Source organism: Paraburkholderia sp. BR14374 (assembly GCF_040948685.1).
GTDB classification, from domain to species: Bacteria; Pseudomonadota; Gammaproteobacteria; order Burkholderiales; family Burkholderiaceae; genus Paraburkholderia; species Paraburkholderia youngii.
This window is the reverse complement of the sequence record NZ_JBFPKF010000010.1, coordinates 16,135-32,980: the sequence shown is the minus strand read 5'-3', so window position 1 is coordinate 32,980 and position 16,846 is coordinate 16,135. Positions and strand designations below refer to the sequence as shown.

The window sequence follows — 16,846 nt, the reverse complement described above, 5'->3', positions numbered from 1 at the left end:
AAAACCATGTTGATTGCCTGTCGCGAATGCGACTTTCTTCAAGCGGTCACGCCACTCCCGGATGGCGGTGCGGCGCGTTGTGCACGTTGTGGCGCAGTTCTCTACAAAAGCTCGCCTGCCACGTCCGGTCGCGCACTGGCGTTCACGCTCGCTGCCGCCGTCCTGTTTGCGATCGCCAACTGCTTTCCGATATTCGGGTTCCGGCTTCACGAGACGCTCGTTGAAACCACACTTCTCGGAGCCGCTTCGTCGCTCTACGCAGAGGGCACGTGGCCCATCGCAGGCCTGGTTATCGTGACGACGCTGTTGATGCCGGCACTCAACATTGCCGCAATGATCTATCTGCTTCTCCCGTTGCATCTCGGCCGAATTCCGCAACGGCCGGAACAGGCGCTACGGGTGCTGCGACACGTCGCCCCTTGGGCAATGATCGAGGTGCTTGTGCTTGCGATGCTCGTTGCGCTCGTCAAACTCCAGCACATCGCAGACGTCGTTCCGGGAGTCGGAATCGCTGCATTCGTCGCGCTGATGGTGTTGCTGGCCGCCGCAACCGCTGCTTTCTCCAGCCCTGAGATCTGGGCGCGTATCGAGTCTTCCCCGGCGCATGTCGGCATTTCACCCGCTGGGTGGAGCACTTGCACCGGGACCACGGCGGCACGGGTCGGTCTGGCCTCCTGTCAACTTTGCGGCCTGCTCTCAAAGCCGCTCGCGCCTGACCACCCCGGAACCTGCCCGCGTTGCGGCTCGGTACTGCATCTGCGCAAGCCCGACAGTCTCGCTCGCACCTGGGCATTCCTGCTCGCCGCCATGGTTCTCTACATACCGGCCGTTCTGCTCCCGGTCATGATGACAAGTACCTTGTTCGGCGCTCAATCGGACACGATCCTCAGCGGCGTTGTCTTTCTGTGGAGCTCCGGATCGCGGCTGCTCGCCGTGATCGTTTTCATCGCAAGTATCCTGGTGCCCGTGCTCAAAATCCTGTCGTTGGTTTTTCTCGCCTGGACCACCCAGGCAAGATCTCCGCTCATTCCTGGCAGGCGAGCCCGGATCTATCGGCTGATCGAGTTCGTCGGCCGCTGGTCAATGCTCGACATTTACGTGATCTCGATTCTGGTGGCTTTCGTGCAATTCGGCGAAATTGCGACGATCGATGCGGGACCCGGTGCGATCGCGTTCGGTGCGGTGGTCGTGCTGACGATGTTTGCCGCATTGTCCTTCGACCCGCGACTCATCTGGGACGCCGTGGAGCCCGGAAGTGAATAACCCGTCTGGAGGGAGCGGCGAGCGGAACGCATCCAACCTATCCGTCGCAGTCGTTGCACAACCGCCGCGTTGGCGCCTGCAGTTCGTCTGGCTCGTCCCGCTTGTCGCACTCCTGATCGCCGGCGGGCTGGCGGTGCAGTCCATCATGCAAAGAGGCCCGACCATCACGATCGGTTTTGCCACGGGTGACGGAATCGAGGCCGGCAAGACAAAGATCAAGTTCAAGAACGTCGATATCGGCGTGATCAAGAGCCTCGAACTCTCCGACGATCACAAGACCGTGATAGCCCACGCGGAGATGTCTCCCAACTCCGCCCGCATGCTCGTTGACGACACCCGCTTCTGGGTGGTTCGACCGCGCATATCGGGCGGCACGGTATCGGGGATCACCACCTTGATATCCGGTGCTCACATCGGTATGGACATCGGTACTTCGCAGATAGCGCGCCGCGCTTTCGCCGGTCTCGAGTCGCCCCCGGTCCTCGCATCCGGGACACCCGGACGCGAGTTCGTACTGAAGAGCGGCACCATCGGTTCGCTGGATGTCGGCTCGCCGGTTTTCTTCCGGCGGCTCCAGGTCGGCCGGATCGTCTCCTACGCGCTCGACGCCGACGGGGCCGGCATGACCATCCACGTTTTCATCAATGCCCCTTACGACCGGTACGTGACCAATGACACACGTTTCTGGCAGGCGAGCGGCGTCGATGTAACGCTGGACACGACCGGCGTCAAAGTCAACACTGAATCGCTGGTATCGATCCTGATTGGCGGCCTCGCCTTCGAAACCCCGCCCGATTCGTCTCACAAGGTTGAAGCGCAGGCCCAACATGCCTACGAGCTTTTTGCCAGCCGCAGCGAGGCCATGAAGCGGCATGACGCCATCGTCGACAAATACGTGCTGACTTTCAACGAGTCCGTGCGCGGCTTGACCGTGGGTGCGCCGGTCGATTTCCGGGGAATCGTCATCGGCGAGGTGTCGGCGATCCGCGTGCACTTCGATCCGGCCAGGAAGGAATTCAGCATTCCCGTCGAAGTCAGCATCTTTCCCGAACGACTGGTCTCGCGAGAAGACTGGCAAAGAGACGCCGGCAGTACGCCGTCGGCGCGAAAAGCGTTTGCGGGCTACCTCGTGTCGAAGGGATTGCGCGCGCAACTGAGAACAGCGAGTCTGCTCACCGGACAACTTTATGTGTCGATCGATTTCTTCCCGGCTGCGCCCAAAGCGGCCGTCGACTGGAATGAAAAGGTACCGCAATTGCCAACCGTGCCGGGCAACCTGCAGGGCTTACAGGAGTCGATCACGACGCTCGTCGCGAAGCTAAACAGGATTCCGTTTGACGGAATCAGCGCGGACTTGCACAAGACGCTCAGCGATGCGGACGCATTGCTGAAAACCATCAATACCGATATTGCGCCTGGGGCAAAAGAAACGCTGAGCGCGGCTCGTGATGCGCTGACCTCCGCGAACCGTACGCTGCAAAGCGACTCGCCGTTACAGCAGCAGACGGCCGAAACAATGCGTGAATTATCGCGCGCTGCGGCGTCGATCCGCTCGCTCGCGGAGTACCTCGAACGTCATCCGGAATCGCTGATCCGTGGCAAGCGGGAGGATTCGCCATGAAAAGACTGATATCGCTATCCTTGTCGATCATCGTAACCGGCTGTCTGGTGGCGTGCACTGCCCCGCCCGCGTCGAAGTTTTACACATTGAGCCCTGTCCGGATTACCCGCACCTCACCGGCCGTCGAACGCGTTGCGATCGCGTTCGATCCGATTACGCTTCCCGAACTCGTCGATCGACCGCAGATGGTCGTGCGGCTGGAGCCGAACCGGGTGTCGATCGATGAGTTCGCTCGCTGGGCGGAGCCTCTCAAGAACCAGATTCCGCGCGTATTGGCCGCGGATCTCGAGCAGATCATCCCGGGTGCGATCGTATCCACGTACCCGCAACACGCCGACGATACGGCGTACCGAGTTTCGGTTGATGTGCAGACCTTTGATTTGTCGGCGGACGGGACGGTGAAGCTGGCCGTGCTCTGGTCTGTGCGTGCGCCGAAGCTGGGCGATAGAGTAAGCGGACGCTCTGTCGTATCTGGAAATGCTCGAGGTAGGAGGTACGACGCCTTCGTGAGCGCGCACGACAGGGTGCTCGAATCCGTTGCCTGGGACATCGCCTCAGCCACGTATTCGATGATGCATCCGTGAAAAACGCAAGATTTCGGGTTCGCAAGGCGATGCGGCCCTGCGCCACGGATCTGATCATCCCTAGATACCGGCACGCTCTATCTGGCGGGTGACTAGCGGTGTGGACGCTGGTCAGTACCGCACGTAATAGCGAGCGTACTGTTCCAGCGAAACGTCGCAATTCTTCTAGCGCCGGGGCCGACGCATGTATTCACAAATGACGATGCCCCCGCAGCCTCCGACCCGCGAATGCCAGAGCGGGCCTTGCACTGAATGGAGCATTCTTGAAACAGTGGAGCAGTTTGGCTGGACGCTGAGCCGGCCGCGGTCCGCTCGAATAGTTTTCTGCAGATCGGGATTACCGTGCAAACTTACATTGGACCATCTGAATCCGCAGTTGCTAGCAAAGCGGCTCTGTTTAAGGTTGCTACCGATCGCGGTCACATCATCATGAGCGTGGACTCCGATCAAGACAAGAACGAAGAGCGCGCAATCGTTGAAGTCCGGCGCGATGCTTTGCTGGGGCTATGGCGGAACTGGACCACAACTGAAAGCGAACTCGTCTGCTCGTCTCGTGCACCATCGACCCCGCTGAGAAGAAAGCTTGCGTTCGCCGAAGAAGCTTTCATGCTGGGCAGCATCGCCCCTATACCGCTGGCTGAAGTTCGATGCCGGGTGCGCCCGCAATCGATTGCTCGATCGACCAACGCATCGTCCTTTGTTCAAACGACGACCCAGCCATATGTGTGTGTGGCCGATGGCATCGACCGCATGCTCTGGCTCACTTCGACCGGGGCACGCTGCTTTCCGGTCGTGTGCCTGGTACCCGAGGCTCCCTTGCTTTCCCGGCTGGCCGGCACGCCTCGCAGCCAATGGGTCCGGGTTTCAGAACTATTGCGACGCTGAATCGGATGCGCACGCGTGCGGGCAGTCGGTGAGAACCACCAGCGTGAAGGCGAATACGCATACGTTTCGCCACGACGCCTAAAACGTTAGTCACCCTCACCACTCGCGATCGCTTTGAGCCGGCGATAAAGCGTGCGCTCGCTCAAACCGAGCTGCGCGGCAAGCTCACTGCGCTTCCCGCGGAACTGCGCCGCTGCGCTCGCGAGTTCCGCATCGGTGAGCTTGCGCGGCAAGCCCAGACCCACGACCAGCGATTCCTTCGCCGCGCCGGAAGTCTTTTCGCGGACCGCCTCGGGCAAGTGTTCCGGGCGGATCACGCCGCCGTCGGCGAGCAGATTGGCGCGCTCTAGCACGTTGCGCAATTCCCGGATGTTGCCGGGCCACGCATAGGCGCGCAACGGCGCCAACGCCTCGGCCGAAATCGACGCCTTATGCGACGCCCCCGTTCGCGTCGACGCAATGCGCGTCAGGATCGAATCCGCGAGCAGCGCGATGTCGTCGACACGCTCGCGCACCGCGGGCAAATGAATCGGAAACGCACTGATACGGAAATAGAGGTCAGCGCGAAATTGCCCGTCCGCGACCATCCGCTCTAGCGGCTTATGCGTGGCCGCGACGAGCCGGAAGTCGGCACGCAGCATATCGGTGCTGCCCACGCGCCTGAAGGTGCCCGTTTCGATCAGCCGCAGCAGCTTCACCTGAATGGAAAGCGGCACGTCGCCAATTTCATCGAGAAACAGCGTGCCGCCCTGCGCGGTTTCGACGAGGCCCTGCTTACGGCTCGTCGCGCCGGTGAACGCGCCTTTCTCGAAGCCGAACAACTCGCTTTCGAACAGCGTCTCGGTGATGCCCGAGCAATCCACCACGACGAACGGCCCCTGGCCGCGGCTGCTCGCTTCGTGCAGCGCATGCGCGAACAGCTCCTTGCCGGTGCCCGATTCGCCGAGCAGCAGCACGGGCAGCATCGAAGGCGCGACGCGCTGCAAAGCGGAAATCGCCTCGTTGAACGCGGGCGCGCGCCCGACCAGACCTTCGGAGCTTGGCCGCGCGGACGCGCTCCTGACCGTGGCGAGACGTTCGACATAGGCGACGATGCGTGCTTGCCGGTCGAAGATCGGCCGCAATTCGACGTCCACGTGCTCCGGGCCTCTCGGCGTGTGATGGATATGCAGCACGCGATCTGCACTGCGATTTTCCGTCGCGCGTTTCATCGGGCAGTGCTCGCCCGCCTGATCGCACGGCACGTCGTAGTGATGGGAAACCTGATAGCAGCGGCGCCCGATGTGCGCCTGGCCTTCGACGCCGAACTGGCGCTGATACGCGCGGTTCGCGGCCAGAATCTGATAGTGCGGATCGAGCACGATCGCCGGTTGCGGATCGTGCTCCAGATACGACACCAACGTGCTCACGTCGGGTACCACTGCGGCCACGCCGTCAGGCGCGCCAAAGGATTGCGACGGAAGCTCGGTCGAAGGAAGCGGCGGAATGTCGGGCGGGATCATCGTGGGTACTCGTTGGCTGCCGCACTATACGCCGGACCTGCCATTTCTGCCACGACTGCCAAATGGCAGTGACTTTATGCCACGGGTGATGCCGATGGTCCGGCAGGCGCATCGTCAATCCGCCATATCGCGCGCGACAAGTCTTTAAAAATGAGTGCGTTACAAACGAGGACCGCGACGCTGCGGCTTGATGGCACGACTCCTGCAGTAGTGGGCGCATCGGACTGGCTTAGTCCGCTATCGTGAGGAACCCACCGAAATGGCAACCGGCAAGCTCGCCGTCGAGGGCTTCTTCGATCCTGCAACATCGACCGTCAGCTATCTGCTGATGGATGCAGGCACGAGGAATTGCGCATTGATCGACACCGTGCTCGACTACGACCCGAAGTCGGGACGCACCTGCACCGCAAGCGCGGATCGTCTCGCCGCGCGCGTGGAGTCGCTCGGCGCCCGTGTGCAATGGATACTCGAAACCCACGTGCACGCCGATCACCTGTCGGCCGCGCCCTATCTGAAAGCACGGCTCGGCGGTCAGATCGCGATCGGCGCGCAGGTTACGCGCGTGCAAGCCGTGTTCGGCAAGCTGTTCAACGCGGGGCCTGAGTTTTGCGCCGACGGCTCGCAGTTCGACCGCCTGTTCGACAACGACGAGACGTTCAACGTCGGCGACCTGTCCGTGCGCGTGATGCACACGCCAGGCCACACGCCCGCCTGCGTAACCTATGTCGCGAGCGACGGCAGCGAAGAAGCCGCGTTCATCGGCGACACGCTTTTCACGCCCGACCACGGCACCGCGCGCTGCGATTTCCCCGGCGGCGATGCGGCGGCGCTGTACCGCTCGATCCAGCGCATCCTCGGTCTCGCGCCGCAAACCCGCCTGTATCTGTGCCACGACTATCAGCCGGGCGGCCGGCCGCTGCTGTTCGAGACCACGGTGGCCGAGCAGCGCGAACAGAACATCCATGTCCACGACGGCATCGACGAAGCGTCGTTCATCGCGATGCGCACGGCCCGCGATGCCACGCTCGCGATGCCCGTGCTGATCCTGCCCTCGGTGCAGGTCAACATGCGAGCGGGCCATCTGCCACCGCCCGAAAGCGATGGCGTGTCGTACATCAAGGTACCGGTCGATGCCCTGTAAGCGCGACGGCGTAAAACAAACAGGAGGACCCTACATGCGGAATACGAAACTCACGGACCTTTCGAATCCAGCGGCCGACACGCTCGCCGCCGCCTCGCAACGGATGCGGCCGACGCACCGGCACGACGTGGTGATCGTCGGCGCCGGCGCGGCAGGTATCGCGACGGCATCGAGCCTGCTCGCGCGCTGTCCCGATCTCGACATTGCGGTCATCGATCCCGCCGACACGCACTATTACCAGCCGGGCTGGACCATGGTAGGCGCCGGCGTATTCCACCCGGAAACGACGGCACGTTCGATGGACAGCGTGCTGCCCGCGAACCTGAAGCGGATCAACGCCGCCGTCACGCGCTTCGAGCCGGCGCAAAACCTCGTGATTCTCGACGACTCGCGCGCCGTCGAATACCGCCAGCTAGTGGTGTGCCCCGGCCTCAAACTCGACTGGAACGCGATCGACGGCCTCGTCGACACGCTCGGGCGCAACGGCGTCACGTCCAATTACCGCTACGACCTCGCGCCGTACACGTGGAAGCTGACGCAGCAGCTCGAAACGGGTCGAGCCATTTTCACGCAGCCGCCGATGCCGATCAAATGCGCCGGCGCGCCGCAAAAAGCGATGTATCTCGCGTGCGATCACTGGCGCCGCAGCGGTCGGCTGCAACATATCGGCGTCGAGTTCCGCAGCGCCGGCGCGGCGCTGTTCGGCGTCGCCGACTACGTGCCTGCGTTGATGCAATACGTCGAGCGTTACGGCATCGCGCTGAACTTCGGCTCCACGCTGAGTGCGGTCGACGGCGACGCGAAGATGGCGAGATTCACACACACGTTTGCCGACGGCAGCAAGGAAAGCTTCGAGACCGGCTCCGACATGCTGCACGCCGTGCCTCCGCAAAAGGCGCCCGACTTCATACGCGACAGCGCGCTCGCCGATGCGGCCGGCTGGCTCGATGTCGATCAGGCCACGCTACGGCACAAGGGCCACGAGAACATCTTCGGCCTCGGCGATGCAACCAGCACGTCCAACGCGAAGACCGCCGCCGCCGCGCGCAAGCAGGCGCCGGTCGTCGCGCACAACGTGCTCGCCGCGCTGGGCGCGGCGCGCGGCGTCGCGACCTACGACGGCTACGGCTCCTGCCCGCTCACCGTCGAGCGCGGGAAGATCGTGCTCGCCGAGTTTCTGTATGGCGGCAAGGTCGCGCCGACGTTTCCGGCGTGGCTCATCGACGGCAAAAAGCCATCGCGGCTCGCGTGGCTGCTGAAGGAGCAAATCCTGCCGCCGCTCTACTGGCGCGGCATGCTGAAGGGACGCGAATGGCTCGCTGATCCGCAACTGGCGGACTGAGCGCTGGCACGCACTGCTCACGGGGTCTTCGATGCTGCTGTCTCTTGTTCTCGGCGCGCTGGTGGGCGCGACTCTCGGGCTGACCGGCGCGGGCGGCGGCATTCTTGCCGTGCCCGCGCTCGTGTTCGGCATGGGCTGGCCACTGCAGCAAGCCACACCGGTCGCGCTCGTCGCGGTGGCCGGCAGCGCAGCGGTGGGCGCGCTGGAGGCGTTCCGCAAGCGGCTCGTCCGCTATCGCGCCGCGCTGCTGATGGCCGCCGCGGGGGTGCCCGCCACCGCCGCCGGCGCGCGCCTCGCGCATGCGTTGCCGCAACGCGTATTGCTCGCGCTGTTCGCCGCGGTGATGCTGGTCGTCGCGTTCCGGCTGCTGCGTCAGACGCTCGCGCGCCGCGCGTCGGGCGAGCCGCAATCGTCGATGTGCGTCGCGCATGTCGACCCGGCGACCGGCCGCTTTCGCTGGACCTGGCCGACCGCAGCCGCACTCGCGGCCACCGGTTCGCTGACCGGATTGATGACGGGTATGCTCGGCGTCGGCGGCGGCTTCATCATCGTGCCGATGATGCGCAAGCTGACCGACGTGTCGATGCACGGCATCGTCGCGACCTCGCTGATGGTGATCGCGCTCGTCGGCAGTGGCGGCGTTCTCGCAACGGCCACGCACGGCGCGACACTTCCCCTCGAAGTCGCGTTGTGGTTCACTGGCGCCACCGCCGCCGGCATGCTCAGCGGACGGCTCGCGTCGCATCGCATCCCCGCCCGTCATGTGCAGTTGGGCTTTGCGAGCATCCTCGTGTGTGTGGCGCTCGGCCTGCTGGTCAAAGCGGCGCTGATGTAAGCGCTGCTGCTGCCCTCCAACCCACCCAACAATCAAACAGAGCGAACGATGATCGATCTCGACAATTTCACCCCGATCGCCTCCCTGTGCGGAGGCCTGCTGATCGGCGTCGCGGCTGCGGCGATGGTGCTTTTGCTGGGCCGCATCGCCGGAATCAGCGGGATAGTCGGCGGCCTGCTGCGCTGGACGAAGCGCGACGGCGCATGGCGCGTCGCCTTCGTCGCCGGGCTGATCGTTGCCGCGCTGATCGTGCGCGCGCTCGATGCGCCTGTCGCGATCACCGTCGACGCGTCGTGGCCCGCCGTGATCGCGGCCGGCTTGCTGGTCGGCATCGGCACCCGCTACGGCAGCGGCTGCACGAGCGGACACGGCGTGTGCGGCATTTCACGCGGCGCCACCCGCTCGCTGGTCGCGACGGCGACGTTCATGGCGGCCGGCTTCGTCACCGTCTATATCATTCGACATCTTCTCGGAGCCTAAGATGGCAACAGCTGTTTCATTCGTATGCGGGCTGCTGTTCGGCTTCGGCCTGCTGTTGTCGGGCATGGCGAACCCCGCGAAAGTGCAGGGCTTCCTCGATCTCGCCGGACGCTGGAACCCGTCGCTCGCTTTCGTGATGATGGGCGCGGTGGCCGTCGCGGCAATCGGCTTCGCGATCGCGAAACGCCGCGACAAGTCGCTGCTCGGATTGCCGCTGCAAATTCCCGCGTCGACGCACGTCACGGCAAGGCTGGTGCTGGGCACTGGCGCGTTCGGCGTCGGCTGGGGAATTGCAGGGTTCTGTCCCGGCCCCGCGCTCGTCGCGCTCGGGCTCGGGTCGGCCAAAGCGTGGGTATTCGTGGCGGCGATGATCGCGGGAATGGCCATCTTCGAGTTATTCGAACGGCGCAGACAGGCGGCCTTGGCGACCGGTTCTTAACCTGACCTTAAGGTGCCGCCGTGTACGATTCCGTTTCGACAGAAACCAACTCACAGGCGCCCCTATGCAAGTCTCGATTGAACACCGCTATGACATCGTCGCCCGTTTGCTCCATTGGCTCGTGGTCGGGCTGGTTGCCGCGCAGTTCGTGATCGGCTGGACGATGCCGGACGTGCACCGCGATACCGTGCCGGATGGCGAAATCGCCTGGCACCTTGGCGTCGGCACCGCACTGCTCGCGGCGATGGTGTTGCGGGTGCTGTGGCGCGTGACTCACCCGTCGCCGCCGGACAATCTGCAGCCGCTGTTTCGCGTCGCCTCCAAAGTCACCCACCTGGCGCTGTACGTTCTGCTCGTGCTGGTGCCGCTGCTCGGCTGGATCAACGCTTCGTCGCGCACGTGGACGGTACGCCTCGGCGGACTTGTTTCGTTACCCTCACTGTCGGCACCGGGCTCGTCATTCGGGCATGCAATGGGCGATGTGCATGGCGTTCTCGCGTGGGTGCTGTTCGGTGTCATCTGCCTGCATATCGCTGCGGCAATGTTTCATCAGTTCGTCTCCGGCGACCGCGTTCTACAGCGCATGAAGATCTAGCGCGACCCCGAATAACCAAAGCCGCGGCAACTCAACAAGGCCCCTCTCGATCTCCCGCCTTGCGCGTTCAAGCGCATGCGCGGGAATAAATCGGCGTGCGCGCTCGTTCTGGAGTCTGGAGAAAGCGCTTCGCGCAGGCAAGCATCAACCCCAACGCGGCATCAGCTTGCCCCACTACGCCGATGTAAATCCGACGCCGGTCATGCCGAGCGCGAAGTGCGATGCTGTCGCCCAGTTTCCGCAGTGGGCAGGGATTCGTGCGCGCTGCGCATGACCGAATGCGGAACTGGCTGTCGGGGAGACGGACATGTCAAAGGCAATTGCAGGCGACGATGCCGCCCATCGGCTGATGGGTCACTTCTGGATGCTGGCGCTCGCCGTGTTTTGCCTGCTGGTTGCTCCGGTCGTTCGAGCGCTGCCTATATTCGCCCGTCAAACAGGGCAAAGCTGCGTCGCGTGTCACGCGGGCGGACAGTTTCCCGAACTGACGCCGTACGGTCGAATGTTCAAGCTCAATGGATATACCTTCGGCGAACGTACGGTCCCGATCGCCGTGATGGCGATGCTCGACATGACCAGGACGAGGCTCAACCATGATGCCAGCGGCAATATCGTCTCGCCCAAAGACGGTCTGCCGATCTTTGATTCAGCCAGCATCTTCCTCGCCGGCAAGATCACCGACAGGATCGGTGCGTTCACGCAATTCACCTACTCGAACTACGATCATCAGGGCAGCGACGGACACTGGATCGGCCACTGGGCATCCGACAACATGGATTTCCGTTATGTGGACAGGATCATAGGGGACGCCAGCGACCTGATTCTCGGCACCACCCTGCACAACAATCCGACCGTGCAGGACGTGTGGAACAGTTCTCCGGCATGGAGTTATCCGTACATTTCCTCTTCGATCAGCACGGTCGGCTCACCCCAGTTTCTGCCACTCCTTGAAGGCACACTCGCGCAGCAGGTCGTGGGTGCAGGCGGCTACCTCTACTGGAACCGGACCGTCTATGCGGAGGTGTCGCTGTATAGCACCGCTGATGGCATCTGGTCGTTCATGAGCAAGGGCAACAAGGCCGGCGACCCCAACCATCCGCAGATCTATCTGAAGGGTCAAAATCCGTACTGGCGTCTGGCCCTGACTCATGAGTGGGGGCCGCACAACATCATGGTGGGGACCTTTGGCATCAATGCGAACGTCTATCCGAACGACGCGAACTCGATGCCGCTCTTTACCCAGGGAGTCACCCGCTATCGCGACATCGGTGTGGATGCGCAGTACCAGTACATCCTCGAGCCGAACACCGTCACCGCACAGGCACGCTACATCCATGAAAACATCAGCGATCCAAATAATTTCGTGTTTGGCAACAGCCAGTCAGCGAATCTGAATTCCTTACGCCTGAAAGCCTCGTACATCTATCAGGCCAAATATGGCGTGAGTCTTTCGTTCTTCAACGTGACTGGCACCGCCGATAGTGTTGCGTACGCCGGCAGCGCGAACTCGTCGCCGGCCACGCAAGGGTGGATGCCCGAGATCTTCTGGATTCCGGTTCCGAACATCCGCGTCGGTCTTCAATACACGCATTTCACCAAATACCTCGGCGCCCGGTCGAATTACGACGGCCATGGACGCAATGCGAGCGACAACGACACGCTATTTCTATACCTATGGGCCGCGTACTGGTGACGGTATCGGCTCACGTTCTTTAGAAGGCTCATCGATGAAACATCCAGCGAATTCCATTGAGGATTCAACGTGCCGCTTCCCACGAGCGCGATTGATCCTCGTCGCCCTATCGCTCGGCGCAACCGGCTGCCACAACCTGGAGCAGTCCAGACAGATCGACAATCCCGCGGTCGCCGGAAAGACGATCGCGTTGCAGGTATGTTCGAATTGCCATAGCGTAAATGGCGTTTCGGTATCTCCCACGTTTCCGAAACTCGCGGGCCAACCACGGGAATACCTCGTCAATCAACTGACGGACTTCAAGGCTCATGCGCGAAGCGACCCGAATGCCAGAAGATTCATGTGGGGCTTCACGCATCTGAGTGAAACGCAAATCGAACAACTCGCCGCGTACTTCTCCAGCCAGCCGCCTCCGGTACCACGAGCGCCAGCCGATCATCGGCTCATCGATTCGGGCAGGACGATTTTCTTGTTGGGCATTCCGGACAAAGGTGTACCGGCGTGCAGTGCCTGTCACGGCCAGCGTGGGGAAGGGATAGGGGGATTTCCTCGCCTCGCCGGGCAGTACGCGGACTACGTTGAAAAACAGATACTGGTGTTCCGGAGTGCCGGGCTACGCCCCCGTGGCGAAGTGATGAAGACTATCTCCGACAATATGTCGGATCGGGACATCCGAGCCGTTGCTGCCTTCATGGAGGCGTTTCCCGCAGAGACAGAGGCGGCGGCCAGTCCCGCTGTGAATCACTAGGCGTGCGGTCTTGCCATTCGGGTTTATCGGCCAGTACGCGCCCGCCCCGTCGGAAACCAGCGTGGAAGCATGCCGACCAGGACGTCGTCCTTAAGAAACACATGATGAAAAATAGCCGCGAACGCGTGAAACCCCGCAAGCCACATAATGGCGTCGCCGAGCCACGTGTGCAGCGATGCGATGGCTGAGCCTGCTCCATGTGAAGTACCGAGCAACGGCGGGATATTGCGAGCGCCGATCAGCGTCAGCGGATGCCCTTCTAGCCACGCGCCAGAGATGGCGGTCAGCGGTAATCCAAGGAGAAGCAGATACAGCATCCATTGAACGGTTGCTGACATAACAACCATCCAGCGAGAAATTGGCGGTGTCTCGGGACGCGTGTCGACTAGCCGCCACGACAGGCGGATGAGCGTGAGCGCAAATACGCACAAACCCAAAGTCTCGTGGAGTCGCCGGTCGAACTCGTGGGCCGAAGAGTAGACGCGCTGCTCAGATCCACCTGGACCATAAATGAACGTCACGAGCACGAGAATTGCCGTGCACCAGTGAAGGAATTGGGCAATCGAACCGTAGCTAGTGGCAGAGCTTTTCACTGTGGCGTCTCCGATGTGCGACCTTCGACGAACGCCAGGCACAAGCGCTGGCCGGACACTGGCGTATTGGATTCGTGAATGGATTCTACGCGCAAACTCCGAGCGAATTATCAAGCTGACGGCGGCTCACATTTTGAACGTTCTCCGTCGAACCATCGGTCCGCCAGACTGCGGTCGATCCAGATTGATTCTCAAGTTCTTCGTATTGCTGCCGATACCTTCACTGAGGAGACAATAGCCCGGTTACTGCGCGCAATAACCGGTAAAAGATGCTGACGCACAGCCATGCCGCCGTCGAGTATCAATGTTCCGCACTCACGCGCGCTGATTCTGAATCGATGCAACATATTCCGAGCTTAGGCATCGCTGGCGTCATTGGCCGGTGGAGGCGGCGACATGGCGTCGACCGGCAACTGATCATCACCGTCGCACTGGTGTTGACCGGCCTCGTCATTTTTGCTGTCGGCATCGGTTACACGCTGGTATGGCACGAGCGGTCCGTTGCAGAGCGCATTCACGCCCTGCGTGCGCGCGATGACATCGAGACGCTGCAAGCCGTGCACATTCAGGCGAACGCCGACTTCCTGCAGGGGCTAGACAGTGCACGGGTTGCATCTTTCGCGTGGCCGGTGCAGCGTGTAGTGTTGGCCGCCACCTGCTTCGACCGGCTGGAACAAAGTTACGCAAGCGACCCGCGAAGCGAACTGGTGGTACGGCGTCTGCGCGGTGAGACGGCCGGCTGGGCGTGGCTGCTGGCCGACATCGCGGTACGTGCGCACGTCGCGGATGGCCGTGTCTCGGTCGACAGCCCTGAGCTGCTCGCAGCGAACCGCATGCTGGCGAACATCGTCACCCAGTTGGTGACCCTCCGTGACGCGCAGACCGCTTCCCTGAGGGCTGCAGCCGACAGCGCGACGCGCCACCTGGTGATAGAACGGACCGTGCTTGCAACCACGGCGCTGGCGGCATGTTTGCTTCTTTGCTATGCGCTGATCGCTCACTATCGCGCCCGTCTCGCGCGGCAACGCGCGCGCGTCATCGCAACAGAAAGCGAGCGCCGGTTCCGTCAGTACTTTGATCATCATCCACTGCCGATGTTGATTTTCGACGTCGAGACGCTATCGATCCTCGCTGCGAACCGCGCCGCCGCATCGCAATACGGGCGCACGCGCCGCCAGCTATGTTCGCTCGAGATGGCCGCCCTGTATGCGCAAGCCGACTTGCCGTCGTTTCTGCGCGATCTGCACGCGCTGCTGGCCGCGGCCACCACCAGCGGCTCGGCCGGTGTCTGCAGGCATCGACACAGCGACGGCACGCCCGTGTACGTCGAACTGTCGTACCACTTCCTGACCTATGGCCGTCATCGAGCGTGCTTCATCACAGCTGTCGACGTCACGGAGCGAAAGAACGCCGAGCTCGCGCTATTGCTGCGAAGCCGTGCCCTCGACGCGATTGGCAACGGCGTGCTCATCACTCGACCGGATCCGAACGGCGACGTGGTCGAATACGCGAACCCGGCATTCGAGAAAATAACCGGCTATGAGCGCCCGCAGAACGCAGGCGATCACTCCGCGCGGCCGGAAACACCCGGATTGTGGCAACAGATCGGTGCGGCGATTGCCGAGAAACGCGAGGCCACCACGCTGACGAAAAGCCAACGCGCAAACGGAACAGAGTTCTGGTATCAGCTATACGTTGCACAAGTAAGCGACGAGTCGGAAAAGGTTACGCATCACATCAGCGTGGTGAGCGACCTGACGGAGCTCATCGAGTCGCGCGATCTGCTCGTCAGGCAGGCGCGCCGCGATGCGCTGACGGACTTGCCCAACCGCGTGACGCTGCGCGAACTGGTCGACACGGCGATCTTCGAGGGTCACGAGTTCGCGCTGCTGTTCATCGACCTCGATCATTTCAAGGACATCAACGACAGCCTGGGCCACGGCGCCGGCGATCGCCTGTTGCAGGAAGTCGCGCGGCGGCTGTCGGCTTCGGTCGGATCGGATGGCGTGGTCACCCGCTATGGCGGCGACGAGTTCGTGACGATGTTGAAGGGTTCAACCGGCGATGCCGAACTCTGGGCGCTGTTGGCGCGCGTGACGCAAACGCTGGACGAGCCGGTGCAAATCGACGACATGCAACTGCGGGTCCGGATGAGCGTTGGGGTCAGCTGCTATCCGCAGGACGGCACGGACTGCGAAACCCTGCTGAAACACGCCGACCTTGCGATGTATCGGGTCAAGGCAGGCGGGCGCAACGGCGTCGAGCGATTTGCGCCTTCGCTCGCACATGAAGCGGCTCAGCGCATCGCGCTATCGCACAAGCTGCGCAACGCCGTCGAGCAGAACGGCTTCGAGCTGGTGTACCAGCCGCAAGTGGACATACGCAGTTACCGGCTGAGCGGGGTCGAGGCGCTGATCCGATGGCACGACGCGGACTTCGGCACGGTCAGCCCGACGACGTTCATACCCTTGGCCGAAGACATCGGTTTGATTGCGCCAATCGGAGAATGGGTGCTGCAAACTGCGTGTGCACAGGCAAAGCGCTGGGAAGAAGCGCTGCCGGGGCTGCGCATGTCGGTCAACGTGTCGCCGAGCCAGCTTACGTCGAGTGATTTCGGCGCCGTCGTGCGCCGTGCTCTTGCCGCGTCGCGATTGGCCGCGGACCGGCTGGAACTGGAGATTACCGAAGGAGGCCTCGTTGCCCCGGGCGCGCTGCCCACGCTGCGCGCGCTGCACGACATTGGCGTGTGCATAGCGATCGACGACTTTGGCGCGGGCTACTCGAGCCTGGCTTACCTGCGCAGCTTCCACGCTGACCGTCTGAAGATCGACATGTCGTTCATCCGCGGCATTGGCAGCAATCGTGCGGATGAGACGATTATCGGGGCGATCATCGCACTTGCCCGCAACCTGCGTTTCGAAGTCGTCGCGGAAGGCGTCGAACGAGCGGAGCAATTGGCTTTTCTTGCCGAGGCCGGCTGCGAGATCATTCAGGGATACTACTTCGCCGCGCCACAGCAAGCGGCGCATATTCCGGCCTACGCGGCGAGTCTGCTCGGCGAGTTGCACGAGTTGCAAAATGCCTCGTCGTGACAGCCCCGCGCGCGACGACTTCACTTCGGCCTT

At 62.5% G+C, this 16,846-nt stretch carries 15 protein-coding genes; 13 read left to right on the top strand and 2 right to left on the bottom strand.

Annotated elements, in window-relative coordinates:
* Window positions 1–6 precede the first annotated feature (6 nt).
* The 4 genes from AB3X86_RS22705 (at window position 7) to AB3X86_RS22690 (ending at window position 4,353) form a co-directional block, all read left to right on the top strand.
* Window positions 7–1,263 (top strand): paraquat-inducible protein A, encoded by a 1,257-nt coding sequence (locus AB3X86_RS22705; protein ID WP_368597747.1) that lies wholly within the window; start codon window positions 7–9, stop codon window positions 1,261–1,263.
* Window positions 1,264–1,339: 76 nt separating this feature from the next.
* Complete coding sequence (locus AB3X86_RS22700) at window positions 1,340–2,884, top strand: intermembrane transport protein PqiB (protein WP_368597872.1); 1,545 nt, start codon at window positions 1,340–1,342, stop codon at window positions 2,882–2,884.
* Window positions 2,881–3,468, top strand: a complete 588-nt coding sequence (locus AB3X86_RS22695) for a membrane integrity-associated transporter subunit PqiC (protein WP_368597746.1) — start codon at window positions 2,881–2,883, stop codon at window positions 3,466–3,468. The genes AB3X86_RS22700 and AB3X86_RS22695 overlap by 4 nt, the downstream gene beginning before the upstream one ends.
* A 342-nt stretch (window positions 3,469–3,810) precedes the next feature.
* Window positions 3,811–4,353: a hypothetical protein gene (locus tag AB3X86_RS22690; protein WP_368597745.1), complete on the top strand. Its 543-nt coding sequence runs from the start codon at window positions 3,811–3,813 to the stop codon at window positions 4,351–4,353.
* 86 nt (window positions 4,354–4,439) lie between these two features.
* Here the strand turns inward: AB3X86_RS22690 and AB3X86_RS22685 are convergent, their stop codons facing one another.
* Window positions 4,440–5,855 carry a sigma-54 interaction domain-containing protein gene (locus AB3X86_RS22685; protein ID WP_368597744.1) on the bottom strand — a complete coding sequence of 472 codons (1,416 nt, stop codon included), beginning with the start codon at window positions 5,853–5,855 and terminating at the stop codon, window positions 4,440–4,442.
* Between the two features lie 259 nt (window positions 5,856–6,114).
* On the opposite strand from AB3X86_RS22685, the gene AB3X86_RS22680 reads away from it, so the two are divergent.
* The 8 genes from AB3X86_RS22680 (at window position 6,115) to AB3X86_RS22645 (ending at window position 13,128) form a co-directional block, all read left to right on the top strand.
* A complete protein-coding gene (locus AB3X86_RS22680; RefSeq protein ID WP_368597743.1) occupies window positions 6,115–6,996 on the top strand; it encodes an MBL fold metallo-hydrolase in 882 nt (293 codons plus the stop codon).
* Between the two features lie 34 nt (window positions 6,997–7,030).
* The gene (locus tag AB3X86_RS22675; protein WP_368597742.1) at window positions 7,031–8,338 is read left to right on the top strand and encodes an FAD/NAD(P)-binding oxidoreductase; all 1,308 of its coding nucleotides are present in this window, start codon (window positions 7,031–7,033) and stop codon (window positions 8,336–8,338) included.
* Window positions 8,339–8,369: 31 nt separating this feature from the next.
* Window positions 8,370–9,173, top strand: a complete 804-nt coding sequence (locus AB3X86_RS22670) for a sulfite exporter TauE/SafE family protein (RefSeq protein WP_368597741.1) — start codon at window positions 8,370–8,372, stop codon at window positions 9,171–9,173.
* A 48-nt stretch (window positions 9,174–9,221) separates the two neighbouring features.
* Window positions 9,222–9,653: a YeeE/YedE family protein gene (locus tag AB3X86_RS22665; RefSeq protein WP_368597740.1), complete on the top strand. Its 432-nt coding sequence runs from the start codon at window positions 9,222–9,224 to the stop codon at window positions 9,651–9,653.
* A 1-nt stretch (window position 9,654) separates the two neighbouring features.
* On the top strand, window positions 9,655–10,092 hold the full coding sequence (locus AB3X86_RS22660; protein ID WP_368597739.1) for a DUF6691 family protein: 438 nt from the start codon (window positions 9,655–9,657) through the stop codon (window positions 10,090–10,092).
* Between the two features lie 64 nt (window positions 10,093–10,156).
* Complete coding sequence (locus AB3X86_RS22655; protein WP_368597738.1) at window positions 10,157–10,687, top strand: cytochrome b; 531 nt, start codon at window positions 10,157–10,159, stop codon at window positions 10,685–10,687.
* A 307-nt stretch (window positions 10,688–10,994) separates the two neighbouring features.
* Complete coding sequence (locus tag AB3X86_RS22650; RefSeq protein WP_368597737.1) at window positions 10,995–12,380, top strand: cytochrome C; 1,386 nt, start codon at window positions 10,995–10,997, stop codon at window positions 12,378–12,380.
* Window positions 12,381–12,471: 91 nt separating this feature from the next.
* Complete coding sequence (locus tag AB3X86_RS22645; RefSeq protein ID WP_368597736.1) at window positions 12,472–13,128, top strand: cytochrome c; 657 nt, start codon at window positions 12,472–12,474, stop codon at window positions 13,126–13,128.
* A gap of 23 nt (window positions 13,129–13,151) precedes the next feature.
* Here AB3X86_RS22645 and AB3X86_RS22640 read toward each other — a convergent pair whose 3' ends face one another.
* Window positions 13,152–13,721 carry a cytochrome b gene (locus tag AB3X86_RS22640; RefSeq protein WP_368597735.1) on the bottom strand — a complete coding sequence of 190 codons (570 nt, stop codon included), beginning with the start codon at window positions 13,719–13,721 and terminating at the stop codon, window positions 13,152–13,154.
* A gap of 338 nt (window positions 13,722–14,059) precedes the next feature.
* On the opposite strand from AB3X86_RS22640, the gene AB3X86_RS22635 reads away from it, so the two are divergent.
* On the top strand, window positions 14,060–16,813 hold the full coding sequence (locus AB3X86_RS22635) for a putative bifunctional diguanylate cyclase/phosphodiesterase (RefSeq protein WP_368597734.1): 2,754 nt from the start codon (window positions 14,060–14,062) through the stop codon (window positions 16,811–16,813).
* Window positions 16,814–16,846 lie beyond the last annotated feature (33 nt).

Coding starts and splice junctions, on each gene's coding strand:
- AB3X86_RS22680 (WP_368597743.1), top strand. CDS start 6,115: ATGGCAACCGGCAAGCTCGCCGTCGAGGGCTTCTTCGATCCTGCAACA.
- AB3X86_RS22685 (WP_368597744.1), bottom strand. CDS start 5,855: ATGATCCCGCCCGACATTCCGCCGCTTCCTTCGACCGAGCTTCCGTCG.
- AB3X86_RS22705 (WP_368597747.1), top strand. CDS start 7: ATGTTGATTGCCTGTCGCGAATGCGACTTTCTTCAAGCGGTCACGCCA.
- AB3X86_RS22650 (WP_368597737.1), top strand. CDS start 10,995: ATGTCAAAGGCAATTGCAGGCGACGATGCCGCCCATCGGCTGATGGGT.
- AB3X86_RS22665 (WP_368597740.1), top strand. CDS start 9,222: ATGATCGATCTCGACAATTTCACCCCGATCGCCTCCCTGTGCGGAGGC.
- AB3X86_RS22660 (WP_368597739.1), top strand. CDS start 9,655: ATGGCAACAGCTGTTTCATTCGTATGCGGGCTGCTGTTCGGCTTCGGC.
- AB3X86_RS22695 (WP_368597746.1), top strand. CDS start 2,881: ATGAAAAGACTGATATCGCTATCCTTGTCGATCATCGTAACCGGCTGT.
- AB3X86_RS22655 (WP_368597738.1), top strand. CDS start 10,157: ATGCAAGTCTCGATTGAACACCGCTATGACATCGTCGCCCGTTTGCTC.
- AB3X86_RS22635 (WP_368597734.1), top strand. CDS start 14,060: ATGCAACATATTCCGAGCTTAGGCATCGCTGGCGTCATTGGCCGGTGG.
- AB3X86_RS22670 (WP_368597741.1), top strand. CDS start 8,370: ATGCTGCTGTCTCTTGTTCTCGGCGCGCTGGTGGGCGCGACTCTCGGG.
- AB3X86_RS22675 (WP_368597742.1), top strand. CDS start 7,031: ATGCGGAATACGAAACTCACGGACCTTTCGAATCCAGCGGCCGACACG.